General features: G+C 59.5%; 22 protein-coding genes. 11 read left to right on the top strand and 11 right to left on the bottom strand.

Features of this window, described 5'->3' with window-relative positions:
* The first annotated feature begins 161 nt into the window (after window positions 1-161).
* Together PVZ78_RS14970 and PVZ78_RS14975 are read left to right on the top strand one after the other, a co-directional pair.
* Window positions 162-977: a carbon-nitrogen hydrolase family protein gene (locus PVZ78_RS14970; RefSeq protein WP_198919328.1), complete on the top strand. Its 816-nt coding sequence runs from the start codon at window positions 162-164 to the stop codon at window positions 975-977.
* 105 nt (window positions 978-1,082) lie between these two features.
* On the top strand, window positions 1,083-2,177 hold the full coding sequence (locus PVZ78_RS14975; protein WP_041984290.1) for a polyamine ABC transporter substrate-binding protein: 1,095 nt from the start codon (window positions 1,083-1,085) through the stop codon (window positions 2,175-2,177).
* A gap of 229 nt (window positions 2,178-2,406) precedes the next feature.
* Here PVZ78_RS14975 and PVZ78_RS14980 read toward each other — a convergent pair whose 3' ends face one another.
* On the bottom strand, window positions 2,407-3,681 hold the full coding sequence (locus PVZ78_RS14980; RefSeq protein WP_016703507.1) for a glycoside hydrolase family 68 protein: 1,275 nt from the start codon (window positions 3,679-3,681) through the stop codon (window positions 2,407-2,409).
* A 405-nt stretch (window positions 3,682-4,086) separates the two neighbouring features.
* Between PVZ78_RS14980 and PVZ78_RS14985 the strand changes: the two genes are divergently transcribed.
* Window positions 4,087-4,908, top strand: a complete 822-nt coding sequence (locus PVZ78_RS14985; protein WP_273828889.1) for an amidohydrolase family protein — start codon at window positions 4,087-4,089, stop codon at window positions 4,906-4,908.
* A 9-nt stretch (window positions 4,909-4,917) separates the two neighbouring features.
* On the opposite strand, the gene PVZ78_RS14990 is transcribed toward PVZ78_RS14985, so the two are convergent.
* From PVZ78_RS14990 to PVZ78_RS15010, 5 genes are all read right to left on the bottom strand, one after another.
* Entirely contained in the window at window positions 4,918-5,157 is a 240-nt protein-coding gene (locus PVZ78_RS14990; RefSeq protein WP_009050677.1) for a hypothetical protein, read from the bottom strand.
* Window positions 5,158-5,304: 147 nt separating this feature from the next.
* On the bottom strand, window positions 5,305-6,555 hold the full coding sequence (locus tag PVZ78_RS14995; RefSeq protein WP_110176118.1) for a 2-aminoadipate transaminase: 1,251 nt from the start codon (window positions 6,553-6,555) through the stop codon (window positions 5,305-5,307).
* A 123-nt stretch (window positions 6,556-6,678) separates the two neighbouring features.
* Window positions 6,679-7,269, bottom strand: coding sequence for a DedA family protein (locus PVZ78_RS15000; RefSeq protein ID WP_257372728.1), 591 nt, complete (start codon window positions 7,267-7,269; stop codon window positions 6,679-6,681).
* 102 nt (window positions 7,270-7,371) lie between these two features.
* Complete coding sequence (locus PVZ78_RS15005) at window positions 7,372-9,321, bottom strand: alkaline phosphatase D family protein (RefSeq protein ID WP_273828890.1); 1,950 nt, start codon at window positions 9,319-9,321, stop codon at window positions 7,372-7,374.
* 139 nt (window positions 9,322-9,460) lie between these two features.
* Window positions 9,461-9,991: a hypothetical protein gene (locus tag PVZ78_RS15010; RefSeq protein ID WP_234044281.1), complete on the bottom strand. Its 531-nt coding sequence runs from the start codon at window positions 9,989-9,991 to the stop codon at window positions 9,461-9,463.
* Window positions 9,992-10,240: 249 nt separating this feature from the next.
* Between PVZ78_RS15010 and PVZ78_RS15015 the strand changes: the two genes are divergently transcribed.
* The 6 genes from PVZ78_RS15015 (at window position 10,241) to PVZ78_RS15040 (ending at window position 14,420) form a co-directional block, all read left to right on the top strand.
* Complete coding sequence (locus PVZ78_RS15015; protein WP_106698532.1) at window positions 10,241-11,068, top strand: NYN domain-containing protein; 828 nt, start codon at window positions 10,241-10,243, stop codon at window positions 11,066-11,068.
* A 46-nt stretch (window positions 11,069-11,114) separates the two neighbouring features.
* Window positions 11,115-11,669, top strand: coding sequence for a hypothetical protein (locus PVZ78_RS15020; RefSeq protein ID WP_106698530.1), 555 nt, complete (start codon window positions 11,115-11,117; stop codon window positions 11,667-11,669).
* A gap of 160 nt (window positions 11,670-11,829) precedes the next feature.
* The gene (locus PVZ78_RS15025; RefSeq protein ID WP_158703201.1) at window positions 11,830-12,348 is read left to right on the top strand and encodes a hypothetical protein; all 519 of its coding nucleotides are present in this window, start codon (window positions 11,830-11,832) and stop codon (window positions 12,346-12,348) included.
* Between the two features lie 54 nt (window positions 12,349-12,402).
* Entirely contained in the window at window positions 12,403-13,287 is an 885-nt protein-coding gene (locus tag PVZ78_RS15030) for a hypothetical protein (protein ID WP_273828891.1), read from the top strand.
* A 3-nt stretch (window positions 13,288-13,290) separates the two neighbouring features.
* The gene (locus PVZ78_RS15035) at window positions 13,291-13,761 is read left to right on the top strand and encodes a hypothetical protein (RefSeq protein ID WP_106698529.1); all 471 of its coding nucleotides are present in this window, start codon (window positions 13,291-13,293) and stop codon (window positions 13,759-13,761) included.
* 380 nt (window positions 13,762-14,141) lie between these two features.
* Entirely contained in the window at window positions 14,142-14,420 is a 279-nt protein-coding gene (locus tag PVZ78_RS15040) for a DUF3077 domain-containing protein (RefSeq protein ID WP_106698527.1), read from the top strand.
* A gap of 225 nt (window positions 14,421-14,645) precedes the next feature.
* Here the strand turns inward: PVZ78_RS15040 and PVZ78_RS15045 are convergent, their stop codons facing one another.
* The 4 genes from PVZ78_RS15045 to PVZ78_RS15060 all read right to left on the bottom strand — a co-directional run bounded on the left by PVZ78_RS15045 (window position 14,646) and on the right by PVZ78_RS15060 (window position 17,652).
* Entirely contained in the window at window positions 14,646-15,041 is a 396-nt protein-coding gene (locus tag PVZ78_RS15045; protein WP_106698526.1) for a hypothetical protein, read from the bottom strand.
* Complete coding sequence (locus tag PVZ78_RS15050) at window positions 15,038-16,507, bottom strand: PAAR domain-containing protein (RefSeq protein WP_273828892.1); 1,470 nt, start codon at window positions 16,505-16,507, stop codon at window positions 15,038-15,040. The genes PVZ78_RS15045 and PVZ78_RS15050 overlap by 4 nt, the downstream gene beginning before the upstream one ends.
* 97 nt (window positions 16,508-16,604) lie before the next feature.
* Window positions 16,605-16,877 (bottom strand): hypothetical protein, encoded by a 273-nt coding sequence (locus tag PVZ78_RS15055; RefSeq protein ID WP_101283410.1) that lies wholly within the window; start codon window positions 16,875-16,877, stop codon window positions 16,605-16,607.
* On the bottom strand, window positions 16,864-17,652 hold the full coding sequence (locus PVZ78_RS15060; protein WP_273828893.1) for an MlaA family lipoprotein: 789 nt from the start codon (window positions 17,650-17,652) through the stop codon (window positions 16,864-16,866). Before PVZ78_RS15060 ends, PVZ78_RS15055 begins: the two co-directional genes overlap by 14 nt.
* A gap of 168 nt (window positions 17,653-17,820) precedes the next feature.
* Between PVZ78_RS15060 and PVZ78_RS15065 the strand changes: the two genes are divergently transcribed.
* Window positions 17,821-18,531, top strand: coding sequence for a response regulator (locus PVZ78_RS15065; RefSeq protein WP_009050668.1), 711 nt, complete (start codon window positions 17,821-17,823; stop codon window positions 18,529-18,531).
* Window positions 18,528-19,871: a sensor histidine kinase gene (locus PVZ78_RS15070; RefSeq protein ID WP_273828894.1), complete on the top strand. Its 1,344-nt coding sequence runs from the start codon at window positions 18,528-18,530 to the stop codon at window positions 19,869-19,871. Before PVZ78_RS15065 ends, PVZ78_RS15070 begins: the two co-directional genes overlap by 4 nt.
* A gap of 65 nt (window positions 19,872-19,936) precedes the next feature.
* Here PVZ78_RS15070 and ppk2 read toward each other — a convergent pair whose 3' ends face one another.
* Entirely contained in the window at window positions 19,937-21,037 is a 1,101-nt protein-coding gene (gene ppk2 / locus PVZ78_RS15075; RefSeq protein WP_273828895.1) for a polyphosphate kinase 2, read from the bottom strand.
* Window positions 21,038-21,305 lie beyond the last annotated feature (268 nt).

Raw genomic sequence — 21,305 nt, forward strand, 5'->3', positions numbered from 1 at the left:
CCCTTCAGTCTGGTGCTGACTCGACCCGCCAACTAACCCTGGCGGGGTACTCCATTGAAGTGATTACCACGAGGCTGCGCGCCCTCCATACTCGCCACCAGCCCTGGCGGGTGCCGCTCATGCGGCGTTCGGAGGCCTGCCGACACTTCAAAGGATCCGCGATGAAGATTGAACTGATGCAACTGGCCGGCCGTGACGGCGACACGGCCTACAACCTCGATCGGGTTCTGCGGGGCATTGCCGACTGTGACGACGACATCGACCTGCTGGTGTTCCCGGAAACCCAGATCAGCGGTTTTGCCAACCCGCAGCAACTGGCCGAGGTCGCCGAGCCATTGGACGGGCCGAGTATCCAGGCCGTGTTGCGGGCGGTGCGCGCCAAGGGGGTCGCGGTGGTGGTCGGCATTGCCGAAAAAGCCGCCGGCCACTACTACAACACCTCGCTGCTGGTGACCCCCGAAGGGGTGGCGACGACTTACCGCAAGACCCATCTGTGGCCCGACGAGCGCGGCCTGTTCCAGCCCGGCGACCGCTACAGCACCGTGCTCTGGCGGGGCGTGCGGGTCGGCCTGCTGATCTGCTACGACATCGAACTGCCGGAAAGCGCCCGCGCCCTCGGCCAACTGGGCGCCGAGCTGATCCTGGTGAGCAACGGCAACATGGACCCCTACGGCCCGGTGCATCGCACCGCGATCATGGCCCGTGCCCAGGAGAACCAGGCCTTCGCGGTGATGGTGAACCGGGTCGGCGACGGCACCAACGGCCTGGTGTTCGCCGGCGGTAGTGCGCTGGTCGATCCCTTCGGCCGGCTGCTGTTCGAGGCCGGCCGCGACGAGTGCCGGCAGGTGGTGGAGCTCGACCTCGGGCAACTCAAGGCCGCCCGCCGCGATTACGACTACCTGCATGACCGGCGCCTGCAACTGTCCGGCGAATACGTCGAGCACGCCGATGGCCGTCGCGAACTGTTGATTCCTTAAACCTCATCGCTGTTTTTCCGCCGCTTTCGGCCCTGCCATAACAACCCATAATCAGCAGGCGAGGCGCACGTCCCTTGGACGGGTGCCAACGCTCGGAGTCCTCAGATGAAAGCTATCCGCTGTTTGCCCCTGGCCCTGGCCGCACTGTTCGGTTTCGCTACGGCCCAGGCCGCCGAACCGAGCGTGCATTTCTACAACTGGTACGATTACATCGCCCCGGACACGCCCGGGCAGTTCCACAAGGAAACCGGCATCAGCGTGCTGCAGGACACTTTCGACAACAGCGACGTGATGCAAAGCAAGCTGATGGCCGGGCGCAGCGGCTATGACGTGGTGGTGGCCAGCAGCGACCTGCTGCCGAACCTGATCAAGGCCGGGGTACTCCAGGAACTGGACCGCAACCAGCTCGGCAACTGGTCGCACCTGGACCCCGAGATGCTGGCCAAGGTACAGAGCAACGACCCCGGCAACCGCTTCGCCGCGCCCTACCTGTGGGGCACCACGGGCATCGGCTACGACGCCGACAAGGTCAAGGCGCTGCTCGGCGACCAGGCACCGGTGGATTCCTTGGACCTGATCTTCAAGGAAGAGAACCTGGCCAAGCTCAGCCAGTGTGGTGTCGCCATGCTCGATGCTCCGAGTGAAATCATCCCCATCGCCCTGCATTACCTGGGCCTGCCCTACAACAGCCAGAACCCCGAGGACTACAAGAAGGCCGAGGCCTTGCTGCTCAAGGTCCGGCCGCATATCCGCTACTTTGATTCGTCGAAATTCATCACTGACCTGGCCAACGGCAACATCTGTGTGGTGCTGGGCTGGAGCGGCGGAGTGTTCGATGCCCAGGTCGCCTCGCAGAAGGCCAACAACGGCCGCCGTCTGGTCTACAGCATTCCCCGCGAAGGCGGGCCGGTCTGGGTGGAAAACCTGGTGCTGCTCAAGGATGCGCCGCATCCCCAGGACGGCCTGAAGTTCATCGATTACCTGCTGCGCCCGCAAGTGATTGCCCAGTCTTCCGACTACCTGGGCTACCCCAACGCCAACCGCGATGCCACGGCGCTGGTGGCCCAGAAGATCCGCGACAATCCTGGGGTCTATCCGTCTGCAGAAGTGATGGCCACGCTGTTCCCGCTGGAGCCGCTGCCGCTGAAAATGGAACGGGTGCGTACCCGGGTGTGGAGCAAGGTCAAGACCGGGAGCTGATCCTGGGAGGGCCACTGCTGGCCGGAGAGAGGAGGGGGCTGCTGCGATTTCCGCAAGCAGGAGCAGAACTGGCTACATCCGTGTAGCCAGTTGCGAAGGGTTGGTACTACGCATTGTTCAATGAAGCTCCTGAGCAAAGTCGCAGTGAGCCAGGCGGGATATCTCGATCATATCCACAACGGGTTCTTCATCGAACTCGAGCCCGCTGCCTGAGCGCCCTGTGTCGCTATTACTTGAGCGTTACATCAAGCATCGGCGGGATGTAACCGTAGTCGTACTCGGCCACCACGAACGTCTGCTGCCCTTTGATCTTGATCTCCACCGTAGGCGCTTCGGTACCGCCGATACGAATCTGCGTGCCGCTTTCGTCGGTCGGTACGCTGTCGATGAAGGAGGTCACCAGGCCGTTGGGCATCACACAGTGCGAGTAGGTCTGGAACGGCTGGGAAGACGGGTTGCCCAGCACCAGGCCGGAACCGTTCAACGGCACGTAGGGGCCGAACAGCGAATCGGCAACAAAACCGTACACCCCGTCCGGCCCGGTCACACCGTCGGCATAGGTGAAGGTGTGGCTGATGGTGAACAGGTAGTACTTGCCGTCCTGGAACACGAAGTGCGGGCGTTCGGTCTGGTCGTTGACGCCGACCGCGGTCAGCAGCGGCGGCAGCATTTCCCAGTCGTCGCCGTCTTCGTCGCGGGCCACGGCGATACCGACACAGGCAGTCTGGAAGCGCGAGTTGCCGACGTCTTCATAACCTGGCGGTACGTCGCCGATTTCCGCTTTCCCGACCTTGTGCGAGCCGCGTTCACCGGCCACGTTGCCTTCGAACAGCATGTACAGCTTGCCGTCGTTGGGGTCGCGGAACGGCCATGGATCGCGGAAGCCCCAGAAGGGGTTCTGCGCTTCGGTCTGGTACATCTTGCCGTCGGCCTCGAACAGCGGCTTGACCTTCTCGAAGCCAACCATGCTGACGCCATGCTCGGTCGTCACCACCCGGCCACGCACCTTGACGATGGTCGCGCCCGGAGTGACAGCGGTGTAATACAGGTCCACATCACCCTGTTCGTTCAACAGGATCGGCGTGCCGGCCCATTCGCGAGCGGTCGGCGAAACCCCTTCGGCCATTACCCGGCCACCCAGCTTCCAGTCCTTGCCGGTGCGGGAAAACCAGTAGTACATCTTTGCCCGGCCGTGGCGGTCGTTCCAGTCGCGGGTGATGTCGTAGTTGCCGTTTTCGTCGATGTACTCCGGGTCGTTCGGATGACGATCCGCAGTCAGGGTGAAGATCACCGACCAGCCATCGACGGAGGTTATGTTTCCGTCCAGGTCGCGCAGCGGCATGGTGTCCCAGATGAACACCTCGTTGCTCAATACCGGGAAATCCGCACTGACCAATGGTTGGGTCGTGGTGGGATCGTCCGCATGGACTTTCAGCGCATCGGCCCGAGTCCAGAGGCTGGGTTGATGGGGTGCCTTGCCGAATTTTTCAGTGTTGCTTTTCATAGGTAATACCTCGTCCGTGAATGGATTCGCTTATCAAAAATACTGTATGTGCATACAGTAATTTCACCTTAAGCGAGGCGATTTTTCGGGTCAAGGATAAATTTGCATTTATGCATAATTGCCGTTTTTGCTGGAGCTGATACGTTTCAGCTAGTTATGTTTCCATAAGTTTGTTTTTCGGCCTGATCAGCGACGATGCCAGCAAAATGCGCGCTTGGAACCGTTGGTCGGTCCGAGGGGCAGGGAGGGGGAAAGGAGGGAGGCAGAACCAGGTGAAGGACGGGCGCCGAACCTGGGCGGATCGGTCAACGCCGCCGAGCGCTGCGAACATTGTCGCTGTCATGGCGCGGACGTAGCCTGGGCCCTCGTCGCCTGAATCACGGTCAGCAGAGGGGGATCGCTCTCATGAAGGGTGCAATCGACGCATGGGCACAACCGGCCAATGGCCGGGCACGGCAGTTGCTGCCGGAGGTGGCGCGGCTGTTCGAGAAGTCAGGTTCCGCGCATTTGCTGGACCAGCCGCTGAGCATCGAGCAGACCGTCGAGCTGATGGACCAGGCCGGGGTGGAGAAACTGATGCTGGCGGCCTGGTGCCGGCCGGAGCGCTGGGTGTTCAGCAACGATGAAATCGCCGCCTACACCCGGGCTTATCCCGAGCGTTTTGTCAGCGTGGCCACGGTGGACCTGAGCCGGCCGATGGCGGCGCTGGCCGAGCTGCAGCGGGCGGTGGGCGAGCTGGGCTGCAAGGCCCTGCGCATTGTGCCCTGGCTGTGGAAACTGCCGCCCAACCACCGCCTGTACTACCCGCTGTACGCCAAGTGCGTGGAGCTGGGCATTCCCTTCTGCACCCAGGTCGGCCACACCGGCCCGCTGATGCCTTCGGAAACCGGGCGGCCGGTGCCTTATCTGGATGAGGTGGCGCTGGACTTCCCGGAACTGCGAATTGTCGCCGGGCACATCGGCCACCCCTGGACTGACGAGATGATCGGCCTGGCCTGGAAGCACGACAATATCTACATCGACACCTCGGCCTACCTGCCAGCTTATTACCCGCCGCAGTTGCTGCATTTCATGCGCACCTACGGGCAGGACAAAGTGCTGTTCGGCAGCAACTTCCCGCAGTTGCCGTTCGATAAATGCATGCAGCAGGTCCAGGCCCTGGAGCTGCCGGAGCCGGTACGGGACAAGTTCCTGCACGGCAATGCGCGGCGGGTATTCGGCTTGTAGTGCTGCGCCTCAGCTGTGGTCCTGGTAGCGGCGCCGGCTGAAAAACAGCGAGCTGCCCATGGCCACCAGTGCCACGGCAATCAGCCCGGCATCGAGGTCGCCCAGCATCGACGGCAAGAACAGTATCCATAGCAGCCCGGCCAGGCTCAGGGCCAGGCCTGTCCACTTCCTCAGCGGGTAAGGCTTCATCCAGTAGTACAGCGGCATCAGCAGCAGGCATACCAGCACATAGGGGAGGTTCTGCTTCATGAGTCTTGCTCGCTGCGGCTGAAGCTCACTGTATTGCCGGCCATGAGCCGTTTTCTGTTGCTGGGACACTGCATGTCGCGCTTCCTTGTCGATGGCATGAGGCGCGCCAGTGTCCATGGCGAGCGGCTTTTGCGCAAATATCTGGTGTTATGCCAACCGCGCCAGGCAGTCCTCCAGAATATCCAGCCCTTCTTCCAGCACCTCGAGTTCAATGGTCAGCGGCGCCAGCAGGCGGACGATGTGCCGCGATTTGCCGCTGGGCATCAACAGCAGGCCGGCGTCCCGCGCGGCGCTGAGCAGTGCGCTCAGTTGCTCCGGGGCCGGCGAGCCGTCGGCCTTGACCAGTTCGATGCCACGCATGGCGCCGACCCCGGTCAGGCGCCCGAGATAAGGCGTCAGGTGCTCGGCCTGCCAGCGCTGGTAGCGGCTGACGATGGCTTGCTCCTGGCACTCGCCCCAGGTTTGCAGGTTGTGATCGCTCATCTCGTCCAGGGTCGCCAGGGCCGCCGCGCAGGCGATGGGGTTGCCGGAATAGGTGCCGCCCAGGCCGCCCTTGGGCAGGTTGTCCAGCAGCGCTTTGCGCCCGACCACCGCGCCCAGGGGCACACCGCCGCCAATGCTTTTGCCCAGCAGCACCAGGTCCGGCTCGATCCCCAGCCGGGTGAAGGCGAAGCGCTGGCCGGTGCGACCGAAGCCGGACTGGATTTCATCGGCGATCAGCAGGATGCCTCGTTCATCGCAGAAGCGCCGCAGGGCGCGGGCGAACTCGACGTCCAGGGCCAGGAAACCAGCCTCGCCCTGCACCGGTTCGACGATGAAACAGGCCACTTCGGCAACGTCGATCTCCACGCTGAACAGCCGGTCCATGGCCTTCAGCGCCTCCTCGCAGGTCACGCCGTTGTCCGCGCTCGGGTAGGGCAGGTGATACACCGGGCCGGGCAGCACGCCGATCTTCTGCTTGTAGGGCGCGACCTTGCCATTGAGGTTGAGGGTGGCCAGGGTGCGGCCATGGAAGCCGCCGTCGAAGGCGATCACCGCGGTGCGCCCGGTGGCGCCACGGACGATCTTCAAGGCGTTCTCCGCCGCTTCCGCGCCGCTGTTGGTGAGCATGCCGCTGACCGGGTAACTCAAGGGCATGAAACGCGCCAGCCGCTCGATGAACTCGACATAGGGGCCGTGGGGCGCCGCGTTGAACGCGTAGTGGGTCAGCCGAGTGGCCTGCTGCTGAATCGCCGCCACCACCCGCGGATGGCAATGCCCCAGGTTGAGCACGCCGATCCCGCCGACGAAATCGATGTAGCGTTTGCCGTTCTCGTCCCACACCTCGGCATTCTTGCCGTGGCTCAGGCGGATGGGGTGAACGATGGAAATCGACTGGCTGATGCTTTCGCTGCTCATGGGCTAAGGGCTCTGGCTACCTGGAACATGGCGGCTATCTAAGCCAAGAGCGAGGCCGTGTCGCAAACGAAATAAAGTGCGGGGGTCAGTATGAAAATTCTGGATGTTGGGGTGGAGGCTGGATCAGTCGTTCAGTGGCGCGACGTTTCTGGTTCTGGCCCGGCGTTGGCGAAACAGTGCGACCGCCACCACCAGCACCACGACACCGAGGACAATCGGCAGGCGATAAGGCTTCAAGTCGCCGAACAGATGTTCCAGCGCATCGCCGGCCCAGTAGCCGCCGCAGACGAACAGCGTGGCCCAGAGCAGCGCGCCGAGCATGTTCAGCAAGGTGAAGCGCAGCGGCGACAGGCCGCTGGCGCCGATCACCACCGGGCCGACCCAGCGCATGCCATACATGAAACGCACCGCCAGCACCGAGGTCGAGGGATAACGCCGGATCAACCCGGTCACCCGCTCGATGGCCGCCTGCTGGCCCTTCAGGCGTGGCAACAAACGCCCGCCAAAATGCCGCCCGCTCCAGAACAGCAACTGGTCGCCGAACATCCCGCTGACCGTCGCCACGGCAATCACCGCCCACAGGTCCAGCACCTGCTGATGCGCCGCCATGCCACCCAGGATCAGCACGGTTTCGCCTTCCAGCAGACAGCCAAGGACAATCACCCAGTAGCCATAGGTCGTAAGCAGGGCGTGCAGGTCGAGGTGTTCGAACATGGGGATGAAGGGGCCTTTGAAGAGCTGATTGGGTGGTGCGATCAACCTGCTGAACCATAGCGCGTCCGAGCGAATCCGTTGTCACGAATCGCTCGGTGGGGTTCAGTCCTCATCCGGCGCCAGCATCTGGGTTTTCGGCGCGCCATTGGCGTTGTGCTGGTAGATCTCCCGGGGCTGGCCGTGGTCGTTGAAGAACACCTGGCCAATGCCCGCCGAGTTCCACAGCCGTTCGCCGGCTTCGCGATGTTCGGGGCTGTAGGGCACCACGCGCATCAGCCGGCGGCGGGTGAACCAGTTCAAGGGTGAGCGCGGCGAATACAGCCAGCGATTGAGGCGGTCGAACCATTCCAGCAGGGTCGGCGGGAACTCGTTCTTGATGCCGCTGCTGGTGATCTGCCAGATCTTCGGGCCGCCCTTGCGGTGGCGGATCAGCACTTCGTAGACAAAGGAATAATGCACGTCGCCGGAGAGGATCACGTAGTTACCCGGGGTACGCGAGTGGCGGAAGATATTCAGGATCACCTGGGCCGCGCCGCGGTGGGCCATCCAGTTTTCCGCGTCCACCAGCAGTGGGTGACCGCACCAGCTGAAGACCTTCTGCACCGTCTCGATCAGCTTGACGCCGAACACCGGCGCCGGGGAAACGATGATCGCCGATGGGTGATCCAGCAGTTCATGTTGCAGCTCGCTCAGGGCTTCCCAGTCGAGCAGGCCCGAGGGCTGCGCCAGGTTGAACTCGCTGCGCCAGCGCCGGGTGCGGGTGTCCAGCACCACCAGCGCCGGGGTGGTGGGCAGCGTGTATTGCCATTGCTGGAAGCGCAGCAGTTCGTCGATCAGGGTGTCCTGGATGGCGCTGTCGAGGTAGAGCGCATCGCCCTGGGCCTCGGCGCTCAGGGCGCGGGTGTGTTGCAGCGGCGTGGCGAAGGCATCCGGGTTGTTGCCCCAGCCCTGGCACAGCATGTAGGCGATCAGCGCGTTGCCGATGATGCGTTTGGAAAACGGGTGGCCGTAGGCGGTTTCTTCCCACTGGGCGCTGAGGTTCCAGTCGTCGGTGATGTCGTGGTCGTCGAAGATCATCAGGCTTGGCAGGTGGGCGAACACCCGCGCCACACCACCCAGGCCCTTGGCGAACGCCTCGATCCGCAGCTGCTCGCGCTGGTAGCGCTGTTGCTCCTTGGCTGCGAGCTGCGGCGGGCGTGGATCGATCAGGCTCCAGGGCACCGGCGACCAGACCAGCAGGTACATGGCCATGACCTCGGCGAAGGTCACCAAATGGTTGTCGGCGCTGCTGCTGGTGAAGATCGGCTTTTTCACCCCGCCGAAGAAACGCTCGCGCAGGGTCTCGTTGCTTTTCAGCGCCGGCAGCAATTCGGCGCGTTGGTAATAGCTGGCGCGGTGCCGATAGAGCGCGGCACTGTCGCTGACCACCGCGCCTTCCAGATGCTCGCCGAACAGACCCAGGCGCTCGATCAGCGCATGAATCGCCCGCAACATCGGCCCGGCCACATCGTCGGCATACACCTGATCGCCGGTCATCAGCAGCAGGGCAGGGCGTTGCTGCGGCTCTGGCGTTTCCGCCAGCAGGCGATCGACGCAGAGCAAACCCTCGTCCGCCGAATGATGGGGCTTGCGGCAGGAGCCGTGGACCAATTGATGGATACGGCTATGCAGGACGAAATCCGGCTGCTGCTTTTGCCCATAGAGCAGATGCGGCGCCCACTCGGCGATACCGGAATTTGAGCCATCGGCCTGGGTGATCAGCACGTCGTAGTCGATACGCACATCGCAAGGCAGGGCGCTGTCCAGCGGCAAGTCGATCAGGTGGATAAAGGCATGCTGCCCTACCGGGATCACCTGGCACTGCTCGGCGGTAAGCGGGTAATCGCGGCTTTCCGCGTCGCCGCCGGCCTGCAAACGCAACGTCAGCTCCAGCGCACGGGAACCCACCAGCCACAGTACCAGCCGCGTGGGTTCCAGGCGGCGCAGCAGGGGGCCGGCGAGGACGTGGGGCAAGGGGATGCTGGATGCGGTCGATGGCGACGGTTGAAACATGCAGGTTCGAGGCTCTTGCGGCAAACGGAGGCCGGGATAGTAGCGCAGCGGATGTCGAAGAATTGTCAGCGAGTGCTCGGGGGTGTTTGGGAGCGGTATCGCGCAGCCTGGGCTGAAAACTGCGCGTTGTCCGCAGGTGCTATGGCGCCGTGGGTTTATTGATTTCCCGCAGCAGGTCGGCAACTGGCAATTGCATGCTGTTGGAGTAGTAGGCCTTGTAGCCATAGGCGGTGATAAGTGCTTTGCACGGAATCGTCTTTTTGTTGGCTAACAAGGTGTTCAATTCTTCGACAGAGAGGTCACGACGGGATTGTCCTTTGTCGAGGGTTTCACTCAAAAAAGCTTCAGTGAAAAAGATTGAGGCTGGTTGATTCGTTTTAGCCGCATCAGCCTGAATCCTGCCATAGGCGGAACGCGCAATTTCATGCTCAACGGAAAAGTCATGGTCACCGTCTAACGCACAAATAAACTGAGCTGAGGCAATACCTTCTCCCATGCCTCTTCCGTAGAGATCCAGAAGGTTGATGTTCGATTTGTAGCGGATGATATACAGCGAAAGATCCGCTTTGCGTTCGACAGAAATGAAATTCAAGTCTGCTGACGGTTTCTCATGATCTTTTGCGCAGGAGGAACAGGCGATAGCCAGCAGAAGCAGCCATAGTCTTTTCATTTTTTGTCAGCTTGTTGGTAATGGATTCAAAAGTGATATCGCAGGCGGATTGGGCCCGCAATCGGCTGCGTGAACATATCAAATGTCCTTGAACGTCTTCCGGTAGTCGGTGGTGGACGGCGCGATGGCAAAATAGTAGCTTCGATCCCCAGCGCTCTGCTTACGGCCCCCTCCAAACGCCGTGGCCCGGCCCTTCATGCTCGTTAAGGAAGACGTTCTACCCTAGTTGCCACCTTTCAAGGATGAACCATGGCCATCAAGTCCACGCATTCCAACCAGCAAAAACACCTTGCCGTGCTTATCGATGCCGACAACGCCCAGGCGTCGATTGTCGAGGCGCTGTTCGAGGAAATCGCCAAGTACGGCATCGCCAGTGTGAAGCGTATGTACGGCAACTGGACCGGACCGCAGTTGGGCGGCTGGAAGCAGCTGATGCTGGAGCATTCAATCCAGCCCATCCAGCAGTTCGCCTACACCAAGGGCAAGAACTCCACTGACAGTTCGTTGATCATCGATGCCATGGACTTGCTCTATACCCGGCGTTTCGACGGCTTCTGCCTGGTGTCCAGCGACAGTGACTTCACCCGCCTGGCCAGTCGTTTGCGCGAGGAAGGCATGACGGTATACGGCTTCGGCGAAGCGAAAACGCCAGGGCCCTTCGTTAAGGCCTGCGACAAGTTTATCTACACCGAAATTCTCCGGGCTCAGGACGTTACTGAATCCGCCGCCCTGGGCGACAAGGCCCAGGTCGTCCCCGGCCTCATCGAGGAGGCGAGCAAACAACCAGCCGTTTCACCTGCCAGTAGTCCGGTAGAAGTGCCGGTGGGGTTCATCGCCAAGATTCTTGATGACATCGCCGAAGAGGACGGCTGGGTGCCCTTGGCCATGCTGGGCACCACCATCAGCAAGGTGCGTCCCGCATTCGACTCCCGGCTGTACGGCCACACCAAACTCAGTGGCCTGATCCGTAGCCAGAGCAAATGGTTCGACCTGGACACCCGCGGCGGCTCGCCCACCGGTGGGGTGGTGTTGTACGTGCGCAACAAAAATAGAACCCCTGACCAGCAGGCTCGCTGAGTTGGCCGGCCATAACCGATTCGATTGACCTTCCCAGGAGTGATCCATGCGTAACCTTTGTGCCAGCCTGTTGATCGGCGCGACCGTTCTGTTGTCAGGCTGCAACACCACACCCTATGACAGGGCCACCATCTATTACGATCGCGCGCAGTTCACCACTCAAGTCAGCAAAGACTTCCCGGACATTAAGGGACCGATCCTGCAACACGGCCGCTGCTCGCTGCTGATCTCCACTCCGGGCTCTACCACCGGCACCTACCACTTCTGCACCTTCGCCCTGACCCAGGACGAGCTCTACGTCCAGGGCTGGGATGCCACGGCGCTGAAGTACAAAGAAATCCTGCGGGTCGACCTGTCGACCCTGAGCAAGGTCGCTTTGGATTCGTATTTCCGGACCAACCAGGTGCAACTGATCGAACAACGCCGTCAGAGCGCACTGAGTGTGATGATCGATGATGGTGGCTATCACGACACGGCGGCGACGGAGCGCGTGTACGAGACCATCAAGAAGCGCGGAGTGACTGTGGTGAAGAGCGAAGGAATGATGATGCCGCCGGTGGGGCCTACGCCGGTGGTGATTCCGATTGTTATTCCTCGTTAAGAACAAGTTTTGATTCGGGGGTAGTAACCGAAAGAGCTTAGTTTAGTTGGTTTGAATTTGGTGGTAATGAGGGTGTTGGTGGCTTTTATGCTTGTGGGGTGCTGAGTAGTAGTCGTTTGTTTTTTTGGTTTTTATAATTCTAGAAAAATGAGGGGGTGGTATGGGGTATGTGCTAAGTTCACTGGGGAGTTTGCCTTTTCAGGCTGAAGTTAGGCTCTATGTTTTTGTTGTTGGGGGTGGATGGAGAAGTGGAACTTATGATGAGCTTGAGTCGAATTTTTTAGAGCTTGCTAGGCGTATTGGGCCTTCTGCAATTGTCGCTAAAGGTTTTAATCCAGTTGAGTGGAGTAGACAGGTATGTAAGGTATATCTTGGAGGAGCTGTGATAAGTGCTGATGGGCTTCCTGCGTTGCTTATTACGGACTCACACCCAGATCAGCTAGATAAAGATAGCCTTCGTTTGTTGGTGCCCTTGCAAGATGCTGAGAAGAGATTTGGAAGCGTTACAGCTTTTTTTGAAGCACTATGTTTGTATTCGCAAGATAAAGATGTGAGCTTTTTACAGCGATTTGAGGATAAAGGAGAAGGTTTTGGAGGGCGAATATGGTCGGCGCTAGAACTAAAGCCTGGTATGTTTGGTTTTAGTGTCAATATTAAGAGGCTATTTAATAAGGTTTGACAGGGTGGTGTTGGTGGTTTTTATATTTTGATATCTATGTCTGGAGGGGGCGTTATGCGGCGGCGCGGTAATTACTATATGGCTAGGGTTATAAAGTTTGGTCAGCTGAACCAGCAGAAACTGATGGATGCTATTTCTGAGGCGCCAGTAGTTGCTATTGGGCAGTTTGAGTGGACTATTACTGATGTTGTTGATATGAGGGGCGCGTCAGAGCCTTTCATGTTCGGTAATTTGGCTAAGTACTCTAGGGAAGGGCACGTAACTGTTGTGGATGAGCCCGCTAAACAGCAGCTTACAGCTAGGGCGCCATATTTGTTGGAAGCTAGCGCCCCTTTTATTTATCTCCCGGATTTCTCGGGTTTAGCTTTTTTGCATGTGTGGAATGGCATTCAAGAAAATGTATTTCCTCGGAGGTTTAAAGCTATTGTTGAAGCTGCATATGATAATTTTTTTGTAGGCTGCACTGTAGAGCCAGTCACCGATTATCGAGCTTTTTTAGAAAGGCTTAAAACTCTTGATAGTATCAAAGAGTTGTCAGCTAAAGTCAGTCCGCCTAATCCTCTGTTTGGAAGACTTTGGGGTGGTTTGGATGAGTATGTTAGAAAGCGTCAAGCTGATGAGGTTTCTGTTAGGGAAAGTACAAGTAAATCCCAAGGGTTGTCGACTAATTTACTTGAGCTTATAGAGAATATCCTTCTGGATCCAAATTACCAGCCTGCGTTTGAGCCTGACATTACTGATGCGGCTGTCCTGATGGCGGCAGATGGTTATGGCTCGGGAAAGGCGGTTGGTACTGAGGAAGGGGTTGAAGTTGTAATAAGAACCTCAGAGTCTCAGAAGAGTTTTTTATTTGATAAGGATCCGGATCCTGAGTTGTTAGCTAATATCGTGCGTGGATACTTTGAACGTGTTAGCAGTGAGCGAGATATGAGGCATTGATCTATGCGCGTTTTCTATTATTTTCGTGTGGCTGTTGTTGGGTTTGAAGCTTTGGTTCTTCTGTTGGGGATGGTTGTCTGGAAGTTTTGGTTTCTTGAGTTTAAGGCTGTTTTTGATTTGATGTCTCTAGATGGAGAGGCCTTTAAATATCTGATGCTTATTCCAGCAGGTTTAGCAGTCTGGGTTTTTAATGAGATTAAACTTTTGTTGCAGGAGGATAAAGAAGTCGCTCGTTTGATTGTTGAATGGCCTGATTACTGGCGATTTAAATGCCACGCTTGGGTGAGCTTGTTTTATGCTATTGTTTTTTCTGTTTTTTCCATTATACCTTGGCTCCTTAAGACCAGAAGTGAGTCGGCAGAGGCTTTTTTGTTGTTCTTGGTAGCTATGGCTGGTCAATTGTGTTTGTCTCTTAGTGTTTACTTGGCCAGAATAAGGTTTAAGGAGATTGTGGTTTTTTTTAAAACTTCCTAAGTTTTTTGTTTTAGGGGGTAATGTTTTTTTACGCTTGCTTCTTGCGTATATTCTTTTGTGACGCTAGTCTTCACCGGCTGCTGAAAACAACAGTGGTCGGGCTTGGTAACCCGCTGAAACAATAGGCGCATAGGCGCCTCCATCACGTTGCTGGCGCTTTTTTGTGTCTGCATTTCGTGCTATGGCGGCTGTGCGCGGGAGGTCTTCGGGCCTGCCGGGTTCCTATTGTCCCGGTTTACCAACCTGCGTACAGCTGCCACCCATTCGCTTGGTAACGAACGTGGTAGCTCTATCTACATAGGAGCTAGTCGCATGGAAGTTTTGACTCAGTATCTTTACCTCGCAATCTCCAGCCTTCCAGTAATCACTGGAGGTGCACAATGAGCGCTTCAATCAAAACTCTCGGTACCGTCACCTTCGCCCCTACCGGCGAATTCCAGCATCCACTGTTTCGCGTCAACCCCGATGTGCCGCTGCGTGAGGCATTGGAGCATGTGTCTCAGTTGCTGTTCCACGCCAAGATGCTGGCCCTGGATGCGGCGATGGAGCGGGACGATCGTTATGCCTGGGCGTCCCATTACTTCAGCGAGATGGGCAAGGCGATTGTGGATGATCTGTGCCTTGGTGAGTGGCCGGTAGCGGGCGGTCGCCGGCCCTGATGTGATCATCGTCGCCCGGATGTAAGCCCTGAATGAAGGCCTCACTGCTGGGCCTTCATGCCAAAGCAAACGCGTAATGCCAACCGCGCTCGCTGACTTCCTTCAAGTACAGATGGGAACCCCATGAGGGGCACAACCATGTCATGGGAGTACGGAAAGAAAGTGTTAGCTGCTACATGAGGAGAGGGCAGGAAGAAAAAAGGCCCTTAAAAGGCTTTTTTGTATTCAGGTAAAGCACTCAATCACTTTCATTGCACTAACCGACAACAGCATGCTTCCCCCAAGCCCCCATACAATATAGTGCGAAATGATGAGCCTTCTTTTAAGTGGCTGTGGGAAAGTATCTATTTCGTTGGCGTCCAATATGCCTTTTTTAATGTAGGAAGTCGGGCGGGCTAAAAATCCTGCCACCATGCCGACCATTACAAGCCTTCCCCAAGGGCCCATGTGAAGATAGAACCTACTCCCGGTAATCGCCTTGCAGTTTTTAACGTGGCCAAGTATTTCCTCCATGCGGGTGTACCCCCAATAGAGATAGATGCCACCCATGCTGAATATTCCAAGAAAAATCAGGGCGCATAAAACAACAAAAAAATCATGTGGGGAACTAATCAGGTTCATTTTCCTTTCTCATATATAAACTCTCCAATGCTCTCGCCCCCGGCTTCACCTAGTTTCCCTGCTGCATAAGAGCCCCCTCCGATGACTATCAGGCCGCACACCACGCTACCGATGCCACCTGTAGGGACTCCGATGGCCACACAAACAGTTCCGGTCGCGGCGGTACCTAATGCCATTCCCGCAAACATTCCACCTGCTATCCCGCCCGTAAAGCTTCCAGCTTCGGTGAACCGTACTTTCTCACAAGCCTCCTTGTTCCCTGCCGAACACACGTCCTGAACCTTCACATAAGACGCTCCACCGCCCAATGCTGTCCCAAGCCAACCACCCAACTTAAGTACCTTGGAGGCTCGGGAAACACCCTCAATATGCGTGGCGTACCCTGGAATCTGACCTACCGCGCCCGCCTGGGTCCAGCGATGCACCAGACTCCGACTGGAAATCCCCAAGGCGCTCTTAAGGCTGGGGTGATCGGGGAAGGCAATGCTCATTTTCGTGATAGAGGTCAGGTTGCTATCCAGTTGTGCAAACAGCTTTCTCCTTTCACTGAAGAACTCGACACTACGCAGATGCCCATCCCGCAGAAAGAACTTCTGATGGAGTTCTTCGATATCCAGCAACGTTCTTTTCAGGCCATCCATATGATTACCCACGGCCGCCGTGCTGACACCTAAAGCCGTCGAACCGTAGGACAGTATCGATTCAACCTGCGCCCGGTACTTGAGCATAAAGGCCGCTTCCTCATCGCTCATGGACGCCAAGGCAGCACTGACCTTTTCCGCCGTTTCCATCAGCAAGGCTTCTTCACGGGTGCATTGATAGTTGTCGGGATGACTGAGCACAACAAGTTGCCCAGGCTTGGCAGGACTCGACAGTTGAGGATTGAGCCGGCGGAACTTCTCCAGCACAGCCTCATCGGCCTGGCCGAACAGCACCGTCTCCAGCGCAGCCCGGCTCATGGGAGTTTGCACAATATGAAAACCCGGTTCTACGAGGTGTTGCGTGTCCTGCACGGACAGCGGCGGGGAAACAATATCGCCGTGAGCAACGGTCAGGCCGCGTACCCGATCCCGCGGCACCGCATCGGCAAACTCATTCTGCGGATAGCCCTTATGAATAGCATCGGCCCAGCGCTGGGTATTGATCACCGCGGGCCCGACGTAATCGCTGCCGAGCGGGATAGTCGGTTGATTCCCGGAGCAGACCGTCCACTGAGTAGCGATCAGGCGGTTGGCTCCGGTCGGGCAGCCACACTGCACAAGGCCACCCTCCACCGCCGTGGCTTGGTGGTTATCCGCCCAGGTGTGATGGCCTTCGGCGATAAAACCCACCGTCTGGCACACCGGGCACCAGACCGGGTCGGCAATGCGGGCGACCCGTTGATCCACAACAAAGGTGGTGGCTGATCCGGCAATGACTTTGCCGCCGGTTGTAGTGGGGTCGCCTTCCCTGATGACAAAGGCCATGGGCTACGTTCTCTTTGAGGAATGGGCCTCGAACGTAACAATGCCTATCAGGCGGCTGAATCAGGCGATCCTGAAACGCCTTACCCCTTGGCTGGCATCACGACGCAAGACCACTGTCCACCCCTCGCACCAACACCTGCGGTTCCCCCTGCTTGATCACCCACCGTATCAACTCGCTCACGCTGATGCGGTGCTGGCGCTCGACCCATTCCAGTCCCTCGGGGCTGTAGTGTTCGCTGTAGCGGCTGAGGGTCAGGTGTTGCTGGTCGGCCGAGAGGCGCAGGCTGACTTCGCGGCATTGCAGGGAGGCGTCGCCGTGTTTGGCCACGCGTTGCAGCAGGACCAGGGCGTCGGTTTCAGAAGTCATCATGGGTCGCTCCTTCACAACGGTTTTTCGTGGGGCTGGTAGCGCCTTGCTTGCCTTCCTGTACGAAGGCGGCGCGGTGTTCGGCGTTCACGTCGCGCAGGGCGCTGTAGTAGTCGGGCATGGTTTTCAGGCTGTCGGTCAGCGGCAGCAGGGCGGCGCGGCCGTCCACTACGCCACCGACCATGGCGACGGTGCCCAGGGTCTGCACGGTGTCGCTGTTGTCGCCGAAGGGGGAGACCACGAAGTTGAGGATCTTGCCCACCGAGTCGCGGCTGTTGTCGGTGCCCAGCAGCGGCAGTTCGACGATGGGGCCGTTGCCGATGCCCCACACACCGAAGGTCTGGCCGAAGTCGGCGGTGTGGCGCGGGATGCCGAGCGGGTCCGAGACGTTGAATAGGCCGAGTACGCCAACCGTGGTGTTGACCGCAAAGCGCCCCAGGCTGTTGACCGAGCGTTGCGGGTTGCCTTGCAACAGGTCGTTGATGAAAACCTTGGGTTCGCCGAAGTTGCTCGCGAAGTTATGCACGCCCTGTTGCATGAAGTCCGGCAGGTGGCGGTAACCGCGGGCGACCGGTGCCAGTGCGTAGTCGTCAACGGCCTTGTTGAAGGCGAATACGCCACGGTTGACCGGCTCGGCGGGGTCATAGATCGGATAGTCGACCTTCGCGCAGTCGGGTTGAGTGGCAGATCCCGTGCTGGTACAGCCCGCCAGGTAGGACAGGGACAGCAGCAGGGCGGTATGACGACACAGGCGGGTGGAGCACAGGAATGAGCGCATGGGCGGACGACCTTGGGAACAGGGAGGCCGATGCTGGCATGGACGTTTTGCCTGAAGATGTCTGCTTTATTGCGGGGTTGTCGGTTTGTTACCGCGTTGAAATATATGACGGGCCGCGTCCAATGGTTTTGAATGACAGTTCTTTCCGAGCTTGAGTGATACGCACTGGTGAGCAGTCTGTTGATCGTGGACGACGACCTTGAGGTCCTCGCGCTGCTGAAGAAATTTTTTGTGCAACACGGCTACTCGGTGGAAGTCGCCACCGAGGGCGCTTCGCTGTGGGCGGCGCTGGAGCGGCAGGTGCCGGACCTGATCATTCTCGACCTGATGCTGCCGGGGGAAAACGGCCTGACCCTGTGTCAGCGCCTGCGTCAGCAGCACGCCGTGCCGGTGATCATGCTGACCGCCATGGGCGAGTTGAGCGACCGCGTGGTGGGGTTGGAAATGGGCGCCGACGATTACTTGAGCAAACCCTTCGATGCCCGCGAGCTGCTGGCCCGGGTGCGAGCGGTGCTGCGCCGCGCCGGGGAAAGCCGGCCGGTGGTCGGGGAGGTGCCGCGGCCGCTGATCAGGTTTGCCGACTGGCAGCTGGACCTGACCCGCCGCGAGCTGCGCTCGCCGGATCAGGTGATGATTCCGCTGTCGGCGGGGGAGTTCGACCTGCTGTTGGTGTTCGTCGAGCATCCGCAACGCATCCTCAGCCGCGAGCAGTTGCTCGACCTGGCGCGCGGGCAGGCCCATGACGCCTTCGATCGCAGCATCGACGTGCAGGTCAGCCGCCTGCGCCGCAAGCTGGAATTCGACACCAAGCGCCCGGCGATGATTCGCACGGTGCGCAATGGCGGCTATCTGTTCACTCCCAGCGTGACCCGCCAATGAGGGCCAGACACAGGCCGGGCGGCCCGCGCGACACCATCGCCCGCTGGATCGCCCTGACCACCCTGATGGCGATGCTCACCGCCCTGGCCTTCAATGCGCTGTTCGTGCAGTTGGCCGGGGTCTGGGCCAAGCCGCCGTTGAGCGAGTCCGGCCTGGTGGAAAAGATCGCGTCCATCAGCAATATGATCGACGCCTCGGAATCGCTGCAGCGCGCTCGCCTGGCCGAGTCGGTCAGCGACCAGGCCCTGAGTGTGACCTGGCACCCGACGCGACGGGATATCGAAGTACCGGTAGTCGATGAGCCGGAATACCGCGAGGGTTCGACGAAACTGACGCAGTTGCTCAAGCCGGGAGTGGGTCACATGGAAGCCTACCAGCCCAGTGACTGGCCGGGGCCGGGTGGGTCTTATGCGTTGCTGATCCAGATGAACGATGGCTCCTGGCTGATGTTCTCCTCGGTCTCGCGCAGTTGGGGGCTGGATGAGGGGCCGCGCAACCTGATCGTGATCGGTCTGGTGCTGTTGTCCACCGTCCTGGTCGCCTTGATCGCCACTCGCCGCCTGGCCAGGCCCCTGCAGCAGTTCGCCCTGGGTGCGCGGCGGTTTGGCGTGGACTTTCGCGCGCCACCCATCGAGCCGGTCGGCCCCCATGAGATCCGCCAGGCGATCCTCGCGTTCAACGCCATGCAGGCCCAGTTACAGCACTTCATCAAGGACCGCACGCAGATGCTCGCGGCGATCTCCCACGATCTGCGTACCCCGCTGACCCGCATGCGCCTGCGCGGCGAGTTCATCGAGGACCCCGAGCAACAGCGCCGGCTGTTCCATGACGTCGATGAGATGCAGGCGATGATCAACTCGGCGCTGGAGTTCTTCCGCGACGATGCGCGGCTGGAGGAGGCGACCTCCTTCGATCTGGCGGAACTGCTGCAAACCCTGGTCGACGATTACCGCGACCAGTCCATCGACATCGCGTTCAGCGGTCCGCCGCGCCTGGTGTATTTCGGCCGCCCGCTGGGGCTCAAGCGGGTCATGAGCAACCTGCTGGAAAACGCCATCAAATACGCCAGCGAACCGGCGATTGAAGTGGTGGCGGATGCCGAGCAGGTGAAGGTCTGTGTGCTGGATCGCGGGCCGGGGATTCCCGTCGAATGGCATGAGCAGGTGTTCGAGCCGTTCTTTCGCATGGAAAGCTCGCGCAACCGCAACACCGGTGGCGTCGGCCTGGGGCTTTCCGCGGCGCGGGCGATCGTGCTGGAGCACGGCGGCGAACTGCGCTTGCGCAACCGTGGCGGTGGCGGGTTGGAGGTGTGTGTGCTGTTGCCGGTGCAGGGTATCTAGCTGGTCGGGCCCGCTTCAGGACCTTTCATCGATCCTGGAGCGGGGCCCTCTTCAAGGCTGGCTGTTTACGCGAGTGTCGCCTGTGGATTGCGCACCGGCTCCGCGGCCGCTTCGTTGTACACCCGCTCGTCTTCCTCCATGACCCGCGACGCCCGGCCGACCAGCACCGGGTCGGGTTGATGGGCCACGCGCAGGTTCTTGCCCGGGTAGTCGAGGGAATGCAGGAAGTGACGGATGCAGTTGATCCGCGCGCGCTTCTTGTCGTCCGACTTGATCACTGTCCAGGGCGCATCGGCGGTGTCGGTGTGGAAAAACATCGCCTGTTTGGCGGCGGTGTATTCGTCCCATTTGTCCAGCGACTTGATGTCGATGGGCGAGAGTTTCCAGTGCTTGAGCGGGTCGTCGCGGCGCGAAATGAAGCGGCGCAGCTGCTCGTCGCGATTGACCGAGAACCAGTACTTGAACAGGAGGATGCCGCTGTTGCACAGCATGCGCTCCAGCTCGGGTGTCTGGCGCATGAACTCCAGGTATTGCAGGGGCGAGCAGAAGTCCATGACCCGCTCGACACCGGCGCGGTTGTACCAGGAGCGGTCGAAGAACACCATTTCCCCGGCGGTGGGCAGGTGCTGGATATAACGCTGGAAATACCACTGGCCCTGTTCCTGCTCGCTGGGTTTTTCCAGGGCGACGATCCGCGCGCCCCGCGGGTTCAGGTGTTCCATGAAACGTTTGATGGTGCCGCCCTTGCCCGCGGCGTCGCGGCCCTCGAACAGCACCACGACGCGCTGCCCGGTTTCCTTGACCCAGCTTTGCACCTTGAGCAGTTCGATCTGCAGCTCCTGCTTGGCCTTTTCATACTCGGCGCGGCGCATGCGGCTGCGGTACGGGTAGCTGGGGGGCAGCTTGGCGGTGGAGCTGTCTTCATTGCTGCCATGGGGCGCACTGGCCACCTGCAGGGCGACCGGCTGCTGGCTGATGGCGCTGATTTCGGCTTCGGCGGTTTTGGCAGCGGCGGGTTTAGTGGTCGCACGTGGCCGGCGTGGGCGCGGAGTGGCCGGTTTGCGTGGGGCGCTTTTGCTGCTGGCCGTGACCGTCGGTTTGGCTGCTGGCGTGGCTTTTTCCGGAAGGGGGTTGGGAAGGGGACGCGCGGTGGATTCTTCGCTCATATCGGGCCTGTCTGATCGCTCCAATGTCTTTCAGACAGTCTATGGCGCACAAGACCGGGCTTCTTGATGCGTATCAAGGAAGCTTTTGAGCAGCTCTGTATCGATGCTTTTGCGTTTGCCTGTAGGAGCGAGGCTTGCCCGCGAAACAGGCGCTGCGCAGTGCCAATTAATCCGCGTCATCGTTCATCGCGAGCAAGCTTCGCTCCTACAGAATCCTGGCGCGCGGGGGCTGCGGCACTTTTCTGCAGGCGAAAAAAAAGACCTTGAA

Source organism: Pseudomonas sp. SBT1-2, assembly GCF_028640875.1.
Classification (GTDB): Bacteria; Pseudomonadota; Gammaproteobacteria; order Pseudomonadales; family Pseudomonadaceae; genus Aquipseudomonas; species Aquipseudomonas chlororaphis_I.

Coding starts and splice junctions, on each gene's coding strand:
- PVZ78_RS14970 (WP_198919328.1), top strand. CDS start 162: ATGAAGATTGAACTGATGCAACTGGCCGGCCGTGACGGCGACACGGCC.
- PVZ78_RS14975 (WP_041984290.1), top strand. CDS start 1,083: ATGAAAGCTATCCGCTGTTTGCCCCTGGCCCTGGCCGCACTGTTCGGT.
- PVZ78_RS14980 (WP_016703507.1), bottom strand. CDS start 3,681: ATGAAAAGCAACACTGAAAAATTCGGCAAGGCACCCCATCAACCCAGC.
- PVZ78_RS14985 (WP_273828889.1), top strand. CDS start 4,087: ATGAAGGGTGCAATCGACGCATGGGCACAACCGGCCAATGGCCGGGCA.
- PVZ78_RS14990 (WP_009050677.1), bottom strand. CDS start 5,157: ATGAAGCAGAACCTCCCCTATGTGCTGGTATGCCTGCTGCTGATGCCG.
- PVZ78_RS14995 (WP_110176118.1), bottom strand. CDS start 6,555: ATGAGCAGCGAAAGCATCAGCCAGTCGATTTCCATCGTTCACCCCATC.
- PVZ78_RS15000 (WP_257372728.1), bottom strand. CDS start 7,269: ATGTTCGAACACCTCGACCTGCACGCCCTGCTTACGACCTATGGCTAC.
- PVZ78_RS15005 (WP_273828890.1), bottom strand. CDS start 9,321: ATGTTTCAACCGTCGCCATCGACCGCATCCAGCATCCCCTTGCCCCAC.
- PVZ78_RS15010 (WP_234044281.1), bottom strand. CDS start 9,991: ATGAAAAGACTATGGCTGCTTCTGCTGGCTATCGCCTGTTCCTCCTGC.
- PVZ78_RS15015 (WP_106698532.1), top strand. CDS start 10,241: ATGGCCATCAAGTCCACGCATTCCAACCAGCAAAAACACCTTGCCGTG.
- PVZ78_RS15020 (WP_106698530.1), top strand. CDS start 11,115: ATGCGTAACCTTTGTGCCAGCCTGTTGATCGGCGCGACCGTTCTGTTG.
- PVZ78_RS15025 (WP_158703201.1), top strand. CDS start 11,830: ATGGGGTATGTGCTAAGTTCACTGGGGAGTTTGCCTTTTCAGGCTGAA.
- PVZ78_RS15030 (WP_273828891.1), top strand. CDS start 12,403: ATGCGGCGGCGCGGTAATTACTATATGGCTAGGGTTATAAAGTTTGGT.
- PVZ78_RS15035 (WP_106698529.1), top strand. CDS start 13,291: ATGCGCGTTTTCTATTATTTTCGTGTGGCTGTTGTTGGGTTTGAAGCT.
- PVZ78_RS15040 (WP_106698527.1), top strand. CDS start 14,142: ATGAGCGCTTCAATCAAAACTCTCGGTACCGTCACCTTCGCCCCTACC.
- PVZ78_RS15045 (WP_106698526.1), bottom strand. CDS start 15,041: ATGAACCTGATTAGTTCCCCACATGATTTTTTTGTTGTTTTATGCGCC.
- PVZ78_RS15050 (WP_273828892.1), bottom strand. CDS start 16,507: ATGGCCTTTGTCATCAGGGAAGGCGACCCCACTACAACCGGCGGCAAA.
- PVZ78_RS15055 (WP_101283410.1), bottom strand. CDS start 16,877: ATGATGACTTCTGAAACCGACGCCCTGGTCCTGCTGCAACGCGTGGCC.
- PVZ78_RS15060 (WP_273828893.1), bottom strand. CDS start 17,652: ATGCGCTCATTCCTGTGCTCCACCCGCCTGTGTCGTCATACCGCCCTG.
- PVZ78_RS15070 (WP_273828894.1), top strand. CDS start 18,528: ATGAGGGCCAGACACAGGCCGGGCGGCCCGCGCGACACCATCGCCCGC.
- ppk2 (WP_273828895.1), bottom strand. CDS start 21,037: ATGAGCGAAGAATCCACCGCGCGTCCCCTTCCCAACCCCCTTCCGGAA.